The 14,034-nt window shown below is 68.3% G+C and carries 16 protein-coding genes; 8 read left to right on the top strand and 8 right to left on the bottom strand.

Annotation, left to right across the window (positions count from 1 at the left end):
• Positions 1–169 precede the first annotated feature (169 nt).
• Positions 170–367: a hypothetical protein gene (locus SSPN_RS0111590; RefSeq protein WP_010694757.1), complete on the bottom strand. Its 198-nt coding sequence runs from the start codon at positions 365–367 to the stop codon at positions 170–172.
• A 390-nt stretch (positions 368–757) separates the two neighbouring features.
• Between SSPN_RS0111590 and SSPN_RS0111580 the strand changes: the two genes are divergently transcribed.
• Positions 758–1,228, top strand: coding sequence for an Hsp20/alpha crystallin family protein (locus tag SSPN_RS0111580; protein WP_237710520.1), 471 nt, complete (start codon positions 758–760; stop codon positions 1,226–1,228).
• A 227-nt stretch (positions 1,229–1,455) separates the two neighbouring features.
• Here the strand turns inward: SSPN_RS0111580 and SSPN_RS0111575 are convergent, their stop codons facing one another.
• Entirely contained in the window at positions 1,456–2,091 is a 636-nt protein-coding gene (locus SSPN_RS0111575; protein WP_010694753.1) for a class I SAM-dependent methyltransferase, read from the bottom strand.
• A 132-nt stretch (positions 2,092–2,223) separates the two neighbouring features.
• Between SSPN_RS0111575 and SSPN_RS0111570 the strand changes: the two genes are divergently transcribed.
• Together SSPN_RS0111570 and SSPN_RS0111565 are read left to right on the top strand one after the other, a co-directional pair.
• A complete protein-coding gene (locus tag SSPN_RS0111570; RefSeq protein ID WP_010694672.1) occupies positions 2,224–2,919 on the top strand; it encodes a response regulator transcription factor in 696 nt (231 codons plus the stop codon).
• Between the two features lie 22 nt (positions 2,920–2,941).
• Positions 2,942–4,228: a HAMP domain-containing sensor histidine kinase gene (locus SSPN_RS0111565; protein ID WP_010694670.1), complete on the top strand. Its 1,287-nt coding sequence runs from the start codon at positions 2,942–2,944 to the stop codon at positions 4,226–4,228.
• Here the strand turns inward: SSPN_RS0111565 and SSPN_RS43475 are convergent.
• On the bottom strand, positions 4,214–4,798 hold the full coding sequence (locus tag SSPN_RS43475; protein ID WP_010694669.1) for a phosphatase PAP2 family protein: 585 nt from the start codon (positions 4,796–4,798) through the stop codon (positions 4,214–4,216). The genes SSPN_RS0111565 and SSPN_RS43475 overlap by 15 nt on opposite strands.
• A complete protein-coding gene (locus SSPN_RS0111555) occupies positions 4,795–5,427 on the bottom strand; it encodes a DedA family protein (RefSeq protein ID WP_010694666.1) in 633 nt (210 codons plus the stop codon). Before SSPN_RS0111555 ends, SSPN_RS43475 begins: the two co-directional genes overlap by 4 nt.
• 382 nt (positions 5,428–5,809) lie before the next feature.
• Here SSPN_RS0111555 and SSPN_RS0111545 point away from each other — a divergent pair, with 382 nt between their 5' ends.
• A complete protein-coding gene (locus SSPN_RS0111545; RefSeq protein ID WP_272941760.1) occupies positions 5,810–6,250 on the top strand; it encodes an MFS transporter in 441 nt (146 codons plus the stop codon).
• A gap of 263 nt (positions 6,251–6,513) precedes the next feature.
• Here SSPN_RS0111545 and SSPN_RS0111540 read toward each other — a convergent pair whose 3' ends face one another.
• Complete coding sequence (locus tag SSPN_RS0111540) at positions 6,514–6,990, bottom strand: hypothetical protein (RefSeq protein ID WP_044572837.1); 477 nt, start codon at positions 6,988–6,990, stop codon at positions 6,514–6,516.
• A 9-nt stretch (positions 6,991–6,999) separates the two neighbouring features.
• Positions 7,000–7,356 carry a hypothetical protein gene (locus SSPN_RS0111535; protein WP_010694660.1) on the bottom strand — a complete coding sequence of 119 codons (357 nt, stop codon included), beginning with the start codon at positions 7,354–7,356 and terminating at the stop codon, positions 7,000–7,002.
• A gap of 9 nt (positions 7,357–7,365) precedes the next feature.
• Here SSPN_RS0111535 and SSPN_RS50820 point away from each other — a divergent pair, with 9 nt between their 5' ends.
• Positions 7,366–7,512, top strand: coding sequence for a hypothetical protein (locus SSPN_RS50820; RefSeq protein ID WP_202798807.1), 147 nt, complete (start codon positions 7,366–7,368; stop codon positions 7,510–7,512).
• A gap of 4 nt (positions 7,513–7,516) precedes the next feature.
• Positions 7,517–8,056, top strand: a complete 540-nt coding sequence (locus SSPN_RS0111525) for an NUDIX hydrolase (RefSeq protein ID WP_010694658.1) — start codon at positions 7,517–7,519, stop codon at positions 8,054–8,056.
• Between the two features lie 410 nt (positions 8,057–8,466).
• Here the strand turns inward: SSPN_RS0111525 and SSPN_RS43470 are convergent, their stop codons facing one another.
• Both SSPN_RS43470 and SSPN_RS0111515 read right to left on the bottom strand, forming a co-directional pair.
• The gene (locus tag SSPN_RS43470; protein WP_010694657.1) at positions 8,467–9,786 is read right to left on the bottom strand and encodes an MFS transporter; all 1,320 of its coding nucleotides are present in this window, start codon (positions 9,784–9,786) and stop codon (positions 8,467–8,469) included.
• Positions 9,787–9,963: 177 nt separating this feature from the next.
• Positions 9,964–11,808: a phosphoenolpyruvate carboxykinase (GTP) gene (locus tag SSPN_RS0111515; protein ID WP_010694656.1), complete on the bottom strand. Its 1,845-nt coding sequence runs from the start codon at positions 11,806–11,808 to the stop codon at positions 9,964–9,966.
• A gap of 852 nt (positions 11,809–12,660) precedes the next feature.
• On the opposite strand from SSPN_RS0111515, the gene SSPN_RS0111505 reads away from it, so the two are divergent.
• Positions 12,661–13,254, top strand: coding sequence for a protoglobin domain-containing protein (locus SSPN_RS0111505; RefSeq protein ID WP_010694653.1), 594 nt, complete (start codon positions 12,661–12,663; stop codon positions 13,252–13,254).
• A 333-nt stretch (positions 13,255–13,587) separates the two neighbouring features.
• Entirely contained in the window at positions 13,588–13,896 is a 309-nt protein-coding gene (locus tag SSPN_RS53670) for a hypothetical protein (RefSeq protein ID WP_158309556.1), read from the top strand.
• Positions 13,897–14,034: the final 138 nt, after the last annotated feature.

The raw sequence follows: 14,034 nt of genomic DNA, 5'->3' as shown, positions 1-14,034 counted from the left end.
CGTCCGAGGTTTAGTCCGAAGGAAGCCGCAGGGGCCGGGCCCGGCGGCGGCCTTTGCGACGTTAACCGCCGCCTTGGGTCCGTCGAACACCATGCCAGCGCACCCGAACGCCCTGGATAACGCGGTTTGGTATCGGTGTCGGGTAGCGTTCAGAAGCCGCACGATTTGATCATGTGGTGTGCGTGGGCGAGGCGGTCACCAGCGCCAACGCTGCGAGCGGGGCGAGGCCGCCGGAGAAGGTGCCGCCGACCTCCCGGCCGGTGCCGAGGCCGGACACCCGAACCGTGGTGGGGAATTGCTGGGAGAGGAAAGCGCCCTGTGCGGCCAGCATCGCGGGGACCACCACGCCGGTGGCGAGGATCAGCACGATCCAGATGTAGATGCTTGCCCCGAGTCGAGCAGCCAGAAGAACGGGAACACCAGCGCAGCCGTGGCGATCGCGCCGGTGACGATCACCTTCTTGGCGCCCACGGCGCGCACGAACTGCTCTCTCGAGTCGGCAACGCAGCGCCGCCGCACAAACACGCACGTCGAAAGCAACCCGCCGAGCCCGATGCCAACCCGACGCCAAGGAGACCGCGACGATCCCACGATCCCCGCCCGGGTTGGCACCCCTGGAAAGCCGGTGGGGGAGCCGTTTTCCGCTTCCCCGGCAACGCCGCGCGCAAGCAGTGGAAATCCGCCGAAGCGGTTTGGTGCGGCTGCGACGGCGGGTACGTACCGAGTCGGAACGCACGTGTTGTGGGGAGGGATCAGGATGGCTGAGCGGATGCCCGTCCGGCGCGGCGAAGGTCGGGAGTGGGCGGGACGCCCGGATATGTGGCAGGAGCCGTTCCGCGAGCTGGAGGAGATCTGGGATCGCATGGGGCAGCTCTTTGACCCGGGGTGGGCCACGACGCGGCCCGGTGTCGCGTGGCAGCCGATGGTCGACGTGGAGGAGACCGAGAACGCCTACGTGTTCGAGGTCGACCTGCCCGGTGTGCGCAGGGAGGACATCGCCGTCGAAGTCCGTGGGCACGAACTGTGGATCACGGGTGAGCTGAAGGACAAGGAGCACACCGGTGTGCTGCGGCGCAAGATGCGACGCACCGGCAGCTTCTCCTTCCGCGGAACCCTCCCGGGAGAGGTCGACGCGGACAAGATCGAGGCGAACCTCGCGGACGGCGTGCTCTCGGTGAAGGTGCCCAAGGCCGAGGTGAGCAAGTCGCGCCGCATCGAGATCAAGTGACGAGGAGCCGGGGCCGACCGGCCCAGGTTCGCTGGCTCCCGCAACGGGAAATGCGCTCGCGGGCGGTCATCGTGCGCGGATCTCGGCGGCGACGGCGAGCACGATCACCACGGCTCCGCCGAGGACTGCCGGGTTGAGCGGTTCGACGAGCGCGAGTACTCCGACCGCGGGCCGCGGAATCGAACGTCCTTTTCGGGCGATCTGGAACTCGTCGGTCGCCAGGCAGGTCAGTCGGCTTTGTCGTGCACCGCTTTGCCGCTGATGTAGAAGGACAGCGGGGTGCGGGCTTCCGGGAACAAGAAGCAGTCCAGGCGGTCGAGCGTGAAGCCGGTGCGCTCGATCGCCGCTGCGGTGTCGCGGCCAGCGTGGCAGCCCCCGGCCAGGTGGGGCCAGACGGTCGCGTCGAGAGCGCGCTGGACGCGCGCCAGGCCGGGGGAGTCGGCTCGGACGTGTTCGAGGAAGCGCAGTTGTCCGCCCGGTTTGAGCACCCGCTGGATCTCCCGCAGGACCGTCGCCTGATCTCGCACCGAGCAGAGCACGAGCGACACGACCGCCGCATCGGCGCTGCTGTCCTCGGTCGGCAGCCGTTCGGCAAGGCCGTCGACGACTTCGACCGGTACCGGGGCCGACGCGGCAGCCCGCCGAGCGACCTGGCGCAGGTGCGGTTCGGGCTCCACGGCCACGACGCGGGTCACGGTCGATGGGTAATGCGCGAAGTTGAGCCCGTTGCCCGCGCCGATGTCGATCACGGTTCCGGTGAGGCCGGCGAGCAGCGCCTTGCGGTGCGTGGCCATGCCGCGGCGCTCCAAGGCCTGGCTCAGCCGACGGTAAAAGCGTGCGAAGACGGGGTGGTGGACGGGCATACGATCACCATGCCACCTGCCGCGTTGCCGGTCCACCAGCGTCACACGGACCCCGTATCGGCTGTTCAAACCGCTTGGGCGGCCGTCCTCCCGCATCGGGGCGCGGCGATGCGTGGTGGATATCCTGCAGCCATGTTCCGGCTGTTGGTGGTGGAGGACGATCACACGATCGGCCAGGCCCTGGAGTCGAGCCTGCGTTCGCACGGCTACGAGGTGTCCTGGCAGCGCACCGGTCGGGACGCCTTGGAGCAGGCCGGTGACCGGGAGTTTGACCTCGTCCTGCTGGATCTAGGCCTACCGGACCTCGACGGCGTCGAGGTATGCCGCCGGCTGCGCGAGGCGCAGGCGCAGTGCGTGCAGGTGATCCTGACCGCGCGCCACGAAGAGATGGACGTGGTGGTGGGCTTGGAGGCCGGCGCCGACGACTACCTCACCAAGCCCGTTCGCCTCGGTGAGCTGCTGGCCCGCATCCGCGCGCACCTCCGGCGCGGCCCCGCTGCCGGGCCCCAAGTGGCCGTCACCGTGGGGCGCTTGCGCATCGACACGGCGGCCAGGCGCGCTAGCCTCGACGGCCGGGAGGTGTCGCTGCGGGCGAAGGAGTTCGACCTGCTGGCCCGCCTCGCCGCGGAACCGGGCGTGGCCTTGAGCCGGGACACGCTCATGACCGAGGTGTGGGACGAGCACTGGTACGGCTCCAGCAAGACCCTCGACGTGCACATCGCCGCGCTGCGGCGGAAGCTCGCCGCGGCCGCGACGTCACCCCAGCACGTGCCGAGGATCGCCACCCTCCGCGGACACGGGTACCGGCTGGAGAACATGGCCGGCTGAACAGGGCGAGGAGGGCGCGACAGTGCGCAGGCGCATCGTGGCACTCACGGTGCTGGCCGCCGTGCTGGCGATCGGCCTCTTCGGCCTGCCGCTCGCTGCGGCTGTGGCTGGCTACTACCTCGAGGACGAGCGCGCGGAACTGGAACGCGCTGCCGAGGCCGCGGCGCTGTCCGTCGCCGACGAGCTGATCCGCGACCAGCGCCCGCTCCAGCTGCCCCCTGCCCAGCCGCAGACGCGGCTCGCGCTGTACTCGCCGACCGGGCAGTTCGATACCGGCAACGGCCCCGCCGAAGCCGACGCAGCAGTCATCGCCGCCCAGCGCGGCGATGTGGCCACCGGCTCTGCGGGTGACGATCTCGTCGTGGCGGTCCCGATCGCCGACAACGGCACGGTCGTGGGCGTCGTCCGCGCGGCCACCCCGCACAGTGAGGTCTACCTGCGCACCGCCGTGACCTGGCTCGTCATGGTCGGGTTGTCGGTGCTGGCGGTGGCCGCCGCCTGGTTGATGGCACGCGGCATGGCCCGGCGGCTCACGCGGCCCCTGGACGAGCTCTCGCACGCCGCCCAGCAGCTCGGGGAGGGCGACTTCACGGTGCGCACCAGCCGCGCCGGGATACCCGAGATCGATTCCGTCGCTTCCGCGATGGAGACCACCGCGCACCGCCTCGGCGAGATCCTCGCCCGCGAGCGCGCGTTCTCCGCGAACGCCTCGCACCAGCTCCGGACGCCGCTGGCGGGGCTGCGGCTGCAGTTGGAGGCCGCGCTCGACTCGCGCGACGCGGACCTCCGCCCCGCGATCCAGGCGAGCATCGACGCGGCGGACCGGCTGGAACGCACGATCGACGATCTGCTGCTCCTGGCCCGCACCAGCGGGTCGGCGTCCGCGCCCGCGGACCTGGACGAACTGCTCGCGGAGGTGCGGGAGAGCTGGGACGGCCTGCTGGCTGCACAGGGCAGGGAACTGCTGGTCTCGCCGCCCGGGGCCGCTCGGCCGAACGCGTCCGCCGCGGCCATCCGACAGGTGCTCGCGGTCCTGCTGGACAACGCCGCGACGCACGGCACGGGCACCGTCACGGTCACCGCGCGGGACGCTGGGGACGTGCTGGCCATCGACGTCTCCGACGAGGGGGCCGGCATTGACGCCGGCGTGGATCCGTTCGCGCAGCGCCGAGAAGGCGGCGGGCGCGGGATCGGGCTGGCGCTAGCGCGTGGCCTCGCCGAGGGCGAAGGAGGGCGTCTGTGGCTGCGGAAGCCCGTTCCGCCGACCTTCACCCTGCTGCTTCCGATCGCCGAATCACCCGACCCGTAGCCCAGCTCTCCGCAAGCGCTCCACACCGGCCGTCAGGGGACGGCGCACGACGAACCACGCGCCACCGTGAACAGCGCCGACGACGAGGGCGGCGATCACGTCGTGCGGGTAGTGCGCCCCGACATAAATGCGAGACAACCCCATCAACAGCGCCACGACCACCGCGACGTAGCCCCAGGTTCGGCGAACGATCAAAGTGGACACCGCGAAGGCGGCGAAGATGACCGTGTGGTTGCTGGGGAACGCGTAATCGGTGGGACCGTCGCAAGGCAGCACCGTGATCACGTCCGGCAATGCCCGGCACGGGCGCTGTTCGGCCACTACGTCCTTCAACGCGCTGTTCACCGCGTACGCCGCGACTACCGCGATGCCCACCCAGAGCACCTTCGCCGCGGTGGTGGAGTCGGCTCGTCGCGCCCACCACAGCATTCCCAGAACCGCCAAGACCAGGGCTACCACGCCGTAAGTCGTGAACAGGACCACTGGTGTCCAGAGCCAAGGCGTGCGCTCCGCGAACTGCGTCGCCGCCAGGTACCCGTCGCTGTCCGGATAGACGGGCGCGCCCTTCACCGCGCTTCCGGAGTCCGGCGCGACCGGTACACCTCCAACGCCACCGGCACTAGGGACAGGACGACGATCACGGCGATCATGGGCATGAGGTAGTCGTCGATGCTCGGCACGGAGGTGCCGAGGAGGTACCCGGCGAGCATCACGCCGACCGTCCACAGCAGACCGCCGGCGACCTGCCAGAGCGTGAACACCCCGGCAGGCACCCCGGTGATCCCGGCCATCGGGTTCAGCACGGTGCGCACGACCGGGATGAACCGGGCCAGCACGATGGCCTTGCCGTAGCCGTAGCGGTCCAGCAGGCGCCCCGCGCGGTCCACGCCCTCGTGCAGGCGCCGGTTTCGCACCCGGCGGAGCATGGCGGCCCCGGCGCGTCGGCCGATCAGGTAGCCGACCTGCGCTCCGGCCAACGCCCCAGCGACCGAGGCGACCAGCAACGGCAGCAAGGCGGAGCCACCTGACGCCACGCCGGTGGCCGCGAGCACCCCTGCGGTGAACAGCAGCGAATCTCCGGGGAGGAAGAAGCCGATCAGGAGCCCGGTCTCGGCGAACAGCACCAGGAATACCCCGAGCGCCCCGAGACCGGTCACCAACGACCGCGAGCCCAGGACGTTCACCGCCAATTCATGCATCCGGCTCCCCGTCTTTCTGCGTCCGACAACAGGATCACCACCAACGCTAGGAGCCGCCAGGCAAGCGCACGGTTCGCGGAAGGTTAACCGGGAGTTTGCTTTGCGCGTGAACGAAGTCAGCGGGGCGGCTACTTCGCTTCTGCCTGGGCAGCGAGGACTACGGTGCAAGCCACGCAGTGCAAGGCCCACGTCGAGTGGATGAAGCGAACGGACCGGTTGTCTTGTCTATTGGCGTGAATGGTCCGTTCGCTTCAGGCCGGCGAGCGACGGCAGTCCGCGGCGCACCGCTGGTGACCACAATCCCCACGCAAGGAACGATGCCGCAACTACGATCGTCCACGGTGGACGTTGTTCGACGTGAGCGAGCGCATCAGCGTGGCCGCTGTTCGGGCACCTGTCGGACCGCTTCGGCCGGCGGCTCATCTACGGCATCGGCATCGTCTGCACCGGCTTGTATGCCTTCCCGTACTTCGCCCTGCTGGACACCAGGTCTTCGGGCCTAGTGCTGCTGGCCATCGTCGTGTCACTGATCGTGCACGACATCATGTACGGCCCGCAGGCGGCGCTGATCGCGGAGAGCTTCGGCACCAACATCCGCTACAGCGGCGCCGGACTCGGCTACCAACTCGCCTCGGTCATCGCCGGCGGCCCCGCGCCGCTGATCGCCGCCGCGCTGCTGCAGTCCACCGGCACCAGCGTGGGGATCAGCTGGTACATCGTGCTGTGCTCGGTGATCTCGCTGATCGCCCTGCTGCTGATGCCCCGCCGCACGGTTCCGGCTTCCTCAGGCTCGCCGACCACATCGGACCGTTTGGAGGCGTGACCTGCCGAGGAACCGGGAAGAAGATCTTCCGGAACACTAGCGCGGCCACGGTCCCGAAGCGGAAGAAGTCGTACCACTGCTGACCACTGCTGACCCACGGCGCTCTGCGCGGGCGTTTTCCGAGATCATACGTCTCACCTGCGACGATCACTCGTCAAGCTGCGTCAGGCTCCGTTACACTGCGTCGGGTTTCGACCGTTCTCGGGGTTCAGCGCACACACTTCGCCCACGCTTCACCCCCACACGACTGGATGCAGCGAGGGCTAATCGCGCTCGGCTCCATCTGGCCAGATGACGGTGACCGGGAGATCACGCTCACGAGCGGCATCCACGACATCGGCAGTTCCCCCGTAGCCCCGAGCGGGCTCGCCGTCCCACACTGCGACGAGGCGATCTGCCGACTCGATCATTTTGACGCTGGCGGCCATGTGAGAGTCAGATGTGGACTCGGGGAAGTCGAGCCGAATGATCTCCGAGGCGCGGCCGAACAGTTCGTCGTAGTCGGCGTGGTGCTTGTCAGGAAGCTTCTCGCGATAGTTCGCCGCCGGAACGATGACGATCAACGCCCCGCCTTGATCGAGGACTGCCCGTGCGAAGAGCGTATCCGCGCCGTCCGCGATGCAGCTCAACCCGATCAGGGAATCGTCGTACTTCCCCAGCTCTGAGCGGAGCGCATGCTCGACCAGCTCTGTGGTCTGCTGCGGCAGCCCTCGGTGTCCCGTCACGGCAAGTCTCGCCACAGCAGCTCCTTAGTCGTAGAGGTCGATCAACATACGATCTAGCCGCTTGGCATCGCCACACGTCGTCGCCATCCGCGAAAGCAGGTCACGTACGCGATCGACGATCTTCTCAGAGCCGTACTGCTTGCCGACCTGAAGCGCCTCGACCGCGAGACCGTATGCTTCGTCTTCCTGCCGCACCGATACCAGCAGGTCCGCGTACTCGACCTTCGCGAGCGCGAGTGGCTTGGGCGCGATGATCGCGGGGAGCGCGGTTGTGTAGGCGGTACGCGAGCCCGAGTAGTCACCCAGCGCAGCGAGCGCGGTGGACTGGTACCGAGCCGCCTTTATCTCCTGAACAGGGGCAACGCGGTGAACTTCCTTCACGGTGCGAGCGTGGGGCCGTTCATCTTCCTGGTCCAGGCCGAGATCCTTGCCGCCGTTGCCAGGCTCTCACAGCGCACCCTGGAGGCGGGTATGCACGAGGTGGCCGACTACCGACCCTTGGTCGCCGCAACGTGGCTCAACTACTTCAACAGGTGAACAGATGCCGATCACAAGCAAACATATCTCCCAAACGGTCAAGACCTATCTGACGGTCCGACCCGAGTACGTTGACGAACTCAAGATGGTCACGGACCTGCTCGACGCGGGCGTGGACATCACGCCTCGCAAGGAGTTCCGTGGGCACGCCACGGCTGGCGCCGTCCTCGTCAACGATGACGGTCTGGTCCTGCAGATCCGTCACAAGGGGCTCGGCCGCTGGCTCTTGCCTGGTGGTCACCTCGAATCCGGTGATGAGTCGCTGCGTGGCGCGGCGCTGCGAGAACTGAGCGAGGAGACCGGCTTCAATCTGGAGCTGGTGTCGGAGGACGGCGAAGATCCAATCCACGTCGACGTTCACCGGATCCCCGCCAACCCGGGGAAGGGCGAACCCGACCACCACCACTTCGACTTCCGGTTCCTGTTCCGCACCAGCGGCGACGTGGGTGCGTTGCAGACCGAGGAAGTGACCGGAGCCGACTGGCTCAGCGTCGATGCCCTGCAGAGCCCCCTTCGCGACCACGTGCGTGCGGCCATCGCCTAGTTAGGGCGGGACACGAAGAGAGCCCCCGCACCAACCGGGGATGTACCCGTATCGGTGCGGAGGCTCTGTCATGTCCGGCTGGCAGTCCTTCCCACCGGGCATCCACTTGTGGGGTCTAGGAAGTCCGGTCATCCAGCGTCGCTTCTGCCCGGGCTGCGAGGACTACGGTGCAAGCCACGCAGTGCAAGGCCCACGTCGAGTGGATGAAGCGAACGGACCGGTTGTCTCGTCTATTGGCGTGAATGGTCCGTTCACTTCAGGCCTCCGAGCGAGAGCAGCCCTCGGCGCACTGGTGGTGACCGCAATCCCCGCGTAGGGAATGACGCCGCAACTGGAATTGTCCACTGTGGACGTTGTTTGGCGTGGGCGAGCGCAGCCCGGCCGCAGTGGAGCCGGGTGCGCGTGGCAGGTCATGCCTCCAGCCGGTCCGAGGTGGTTGGTGAGTCGGAGGAAGCCGGAACCGTGCGGCGGGGCATCAGCAGCAGGGCGATCAGCGAGATCACCGAGCACAGCACGATGTACCAGCTGATCCCCACGCTGGTGCCGGTGGACTGCAGCAGCGCGGCGGCGATCAGCGGCGCGGGGCCGCCGGCGATGACCGAGGCGAGTTGGTAGCCGAGTCCGGCGCCGCTGTAGCGGATGTTGGTGCCGAAGCTCTCCGCGATCAGCGCCGCCTGCGGGCCGTACATGATGTCGTGCACGATCAGTGACACGACGATGGCCAGCAGCACTAGGCCCGAAGACCTGGTGTCCAGCAGGGCGAAGTACGGGAAGGCATACAAGCCGGTGCAGACGATGCCGATGCCGTAGATGAGCCGCCGGCCGAAGCGGTCCGACAGGTGCCCGAACAGCGGCACGCTGATCAGGCCGACCGCGGCGGCGACCAGCGTGGCGTTGAGCAATTCGCTGCGCGGCATCTCCAGGTGCTTCGTGCCGTAGGTCAGCACGAACGTGATGAAGAGGTAGAACGGCGCCTGCTCGGCCAGCCGCACGAAGGCGGAGGTGAGGATCTCCTTGGGGTGCTTGCGGATGGCGGCCCACACCGGCTGCTTCTCGACGGCCTGCTGCTTCTTGACCTCGGCGAAGTCGGGGCTCTCCAGCACCCGCATCCGCACCCACAGCCCGACCCCGATCAGGACCACGCTGAGCAGGAACGGCACCCGCCATCCCCAGGACTCGAACGCGTCGCCGCTCACCGCGCTGGACACACCCACCGCGGCGGTGGACAGCAGCAGGCCGAGCGGTACCCCGAGTTGCGGCATGCTCGCCATCAGACCGCGGCGGGAGGCGGATCCCCACTCCATTGCGATCAGCACCGAGCCGCCCCACTCGCCGCCGACGCCGATGCCCTGCATGATCCGCAGCACGACCAGCAGCATCGGCGCGGCCACGCCCAGCGTGGCGTACCCGGGCAGCAGGCCGATCAGCACCGTGGCGATACCCATCAGCAGCAGCGTGGTGACCAGGGTGGCCTTGCGTCCGATCCGGTCGCCGTAGTGGCCGAAGATCGCGGCACCGACCGGCCGCGCGGCGAAACCGACGAACAGGGTGCTGAAGGATTCCAGTACGCCGGCGCTCGCCGAGGAGCCCGGGAAGAAGATCTTCGGGAACACCAGCGCGGCCACGGTCCCGTAGAGGAAAAAGTCGTACCACTCGATGGTCGTGCCGACCGTGCTGGCGATCACGGCGCGGCGGCGGTGGGTCCGACGGGAATCGGTGCCGTTCGGCATGGCAGCCTCCATTGGCCAAGCCACTGAACCAACTGGTCCGAAAGCCTGCAATCCCGCACTCAGGCTGTCAAGGGGACCGAGCGCCCGTGTCCGACTCGTTGTCTTCCGCCCCACCAGTCACTCGAATGCCCGAGGACCCGCCCATGTGCCCTGATGACCATTGTGGACATTGACGACTCATTCGCGGCCATCGGCGGCGGCCAGGCGCTTGCGCAGCACGTCGAGTTGGTTGCGGAGTTCGGCGGGCAGCTTTTCCCCGATGCCGGCGAACCATTCCTCGATCATCGGGATCTCGGCACGCCATTCGTCGGTGTCGACCGCGAGTGCCGCGTCGACGTCGGCGGGATCGCCGTCGAGGCCCGCCAGGTCGAGGTCGGCCGCAGTGGGGACGAGCCCGACGGGCGTGTCGGCGGCGTCGGCGGTGCCCTCGATGCGGTCGACGATCCACTTGAGCACGCGGGAGTTCTCGCGGAACCCGGGCCACAGGAATCGTCGGTCCTCGCCGCGGCGGAACCAGTTGACGTGGAAGATCTTCGGCAGCCTGGCGGCGTTGGTGTGCTCGGCGATGTGCAGCCAGTGCCCGAAGTAGTCGCCGGCGTGGTAGCCCATGAACGGCAGCATCGCCATCGGGTCGCGGCGGACGACGCCGACCTTGCCGGTGGCCGCGGCGGTGGTCTCCGAGGACAGCGTTGCGCCCATGAAGACGCCGTGCGTCCAGTCGCGGGATTCGGTGACCAGCGGGACGGTGGTGGCCCGCCGGCCGCCGAAGAGGATCGCCGAGATCGGCACTCCCCGCGGGTCGTCCCACTCCGGCGCGACGATCGGGCACTGCTCGATCGGGGTGCAGAACCGGGAGTTCGGATGAGCGGCAGGTTCGCCGGTTCCGGGCGTCCATTCGCGGCCCTTCCAGTCGGTCAGGTGATCCGGCGGCTGCTCGGTCATGCCGTCCCACCAGACGTCGCCGCCGTCGGTGAGCGCCACGTTGGTGAAGATGGTGTTGCCCTGCTCGATGGTGCGCATGGCAACGGGATTGGTGTGGTAGCCGGTGCCCGGGGCGACGCCGAAGAACCCGAACTCGGGGTTGACGGCGTAAAGGCGCCCGTCGTCGCCGAAGCGCATCCAGGCGATGTCGTCGCCGAGCGTCTCGGCCTTCCAGCCGGGCACCGTGGGCTGCAGCATCGCCAGGTTCGTCTTGCCGCAGGCGCTGGGGAAAGCGGCGGCGATGTAGTAGACGGTGCCCTGTGGCGAGATGAGCTTGAGAATCAGCATGTGCTCGGCGAGCCAGCCCTCGTCGCGGGCCATGACCGAGGCGATCCGCAGCGAGTAGCACTTCTTGCCCAGCAGCGAGTTGCCGCCGTAGCCGGAGCCGAAGCTCCAGATCGCGCGTTCCTCGGGGAAGTGGCTGATGTACTTCGTCGTGTTGCACGGCCACGGCACGTCGGCCCGGCCGGGTTCCAGCGGCGATCCGACAGAGTGCAGGGCCTTGACAAACTCGCGCTCGCGGCCGTCGGCGCCGATGAACTTCCCCAGCGCCCCAACGCCCATCCGGGTCATCACGCGCATCGAGAGCACCACATAGGCGGAATCGGTGATCTCCACGCCCAGTTTCGGGTTGTCGTCGTCCAGGGGGCCCATGCAGAACGGGATGACGTACATGGTCCGGCCAGCCATGCTGCGCCGGTAGAGCCCGGTCATGACGGCCTTCATTTCCCCCGGGTCCATCCAGTTGTTCGTGGGCCCGGCGTCCTCCTCGCGGCGGGAGCAGATGAAGGTGCGGTCCTCGACGCGCGCGACGTCGGAGGGATCGGACGCGGCCCGGTACGAGTTCGGCTTCGCCGACAGCCGGACCAGGGTGCCCGCGGCGACGAGCTCGGTGGTCAACCGCCGCCACTCCTCGTCGGAGCCGTCGCACCACACCACCCGCTGCGGGGTGGTCAGCTCGGCGACCTCCCGAACCCACTCCAGCAGCGGCCCGTGGGTGGTCGGCGCCTGGTCCAAGCCTGGGATCGCGGTGGTGGTCATCGTGATTCTCCTCGCGGCGGTGCGTCGAACGGAAGTGAGCGGCGCGTGCATGCGGCCCTTGCGGGAGCCTCAACGCGTCGTGCACGACGACCACCGGTGCGCACCGCAGGAACGCGGGACGGCTCGGCGTTCGTCCGGTTCAGCGGCGACCTCATGTTCGATCCTCGTGCGTCGGACCCACCCTGCGGGTGGCGTCGGTGTGCTGCGCGGTCAGATCCAGGAGATTGCGCAACCGCGCGTCGTGCAACCGGACCGCACGGCCGTGCACGGTTCATGGTCCCCGCAACAGCCGCGTCGTTCACCGGCCTAAGGTCCCCTAAAGGGCGAATCCGCCATCGTGTTCGAACCCCGTCGAGCGCGGTTCGCAGGCCCAGCACACGGGCCGGTGGGCTTGAGTCACCTCGACGACTGGGCCGGAGATGCGGGTGCTTCCGCGAGCCGTGCGCGGCGTTGCCGCAGTAGCCACCAGATGGCGATGAGGCACAGCCCGTCGAGTCCGAACAGGATGATCGGGACCGAAGACGCGGACGTTCGCTCGATCCCTTTGCCGAGGAGCGGAAGGAACGCGACCCGGCGTCGACGCCGCGATCACGTACGCACCGGCGCACGGACTGGTGCCAGACGCGCTCCGCTGTGGGCTGTCGACGGGTTGCGTCGCCGCGCGTGGCTGCCTGAAGTTGGACGATGGCGTTGTTCCGTTTGATGAAGATGGGGCAGCAGTGGCGCGTGCTGGTAGCGCAGGGAGTCGGCGTAGATGTACTCGTGCCCCGCGCCGGAGCGGCGGAGAGGCGATAAGACGCGGGAATGCGGGTACGCCCGAAGCGATGGGTTGTCGAGCGCAGGGAGCACCCGATGGGCACCACAGGCAGCATCCCCGGTTACACCTACGGCGAGCCACAGGTCCAGCACTCGCCCGTCACGGCGGCCGAGCTGGACGCGCTGAAGGAAACGCTGTTGTGGACGGACGGTGACGACCAGGCGTTGCGCCTGGCCGGAGACGTTCTGGAGGATCAGGTCGGCGACGTCGTAGCCACTTGGTACGACTACGTCGCCGTGCACCCGCACCTGGTCGCGTACTTCGCCCCTGCCGGTGGCGCGCCCGACCCGGAGTACCTGGAGCGGGTCCGGGCCCGGTTCGAGCAGTGGATCCTCGACACGTGCAGGCGTCCGTACGACGATGTCTGGCTCGACTACCAGTACGAAATCGCGCTGCGCCACACGCAGGCGAAGAAGGACCAGACCGACCACGTCAACGCGGTCGATCGCGTACCGCTCCGCCACATCATCGCGTTCATCTACCCGATCACGGCGACGATCCGCCCGTTCCTGAGCGCGAAAGGACACGACCGGGACGACGTCGACCGCATGTACGAGGCCTGGTTCAAGGCGGTAACGCTACAAGTAGCCCTCTGGAGCCGCCCGTACGCACGCGAAGGCGACTGGTAGCGGCCCGGCGGTTGCAGGTTCTGCGCCACTGCGGTTTCCATTGAGCGAAAGCCTTTTGGACGTCGTGGGGAGATTTCGCAGGATTGTCGACGAGCAGTGCGTGCGCGGCGCGGTGGAGCGCCACTGCTGGCTGCGCCAGGATCGGTCCGGGATCGACGAGGCGGCCAAGTCGATGGCCCTGGACGACCACGGCCGAGCGGATCCGACCAGCGCCAGATCGGCATGGCAGCCGGCTGGGGGGATGGTCGATACACGATCCAGCGATGTGGCTCCGGAAGGCACCGGACGAAGATCGGAAAGGTACTGCTCTCGAAGATCCGGAGACCGCTGCTCATGCGCATTCTCGGCAAGATCGCATTCACCACCGTGCCCGCTGCAGCGGTCGCGTTGCTGCCCGCGGTGCCGCGGCCTGCCGAGGCCGCCCCCGTTGTCGAGGTGAGCGAAATCGATGGCGGTGACATCGCGCGGGACCTGGCCCGCGATCTCGCCCGGGACCTGGCGAGGGATTTGGCCCGCGATCTCGCGCGGGACCTGGCCAAGGACGTAGCCCGCGATCTTGCCTGGGACCTGTGCCGCGATCACCAACTGGCACACGACCTCGCCCGGCGAGTGGTCGGAAGGGTGTCGGAAGCCGTCTCGTGACCGCACCGCTGCCGTCGAACATGCTCGTGCCGCCCGGCTGCTCGCTCGCTTTGAGCGCGAAGCGGCCGTAGGCTGGCGGGTGGAATTTCGCGTTGTGTTGTTTTCTCGTTCTGGGGCCGTAGTGGCCGGTCGTACGAC

The sequence above is a fragment of the Saccharopolyspora spinosa NRRL 18395 genome (assembly GCF_000194155.1).
Classification (GTDB): Bacteria; Actinomycetota; Actinomycetes; order Mycobacteriales; family Pseudonocardiaceae; genus Saccharopolyspora; species Saccharopolyspora spinosa.
Note: the sequence above shows the minus strand (reverse complement) of the source record. Positions and strands in the feature narration are given on the sequence as shown.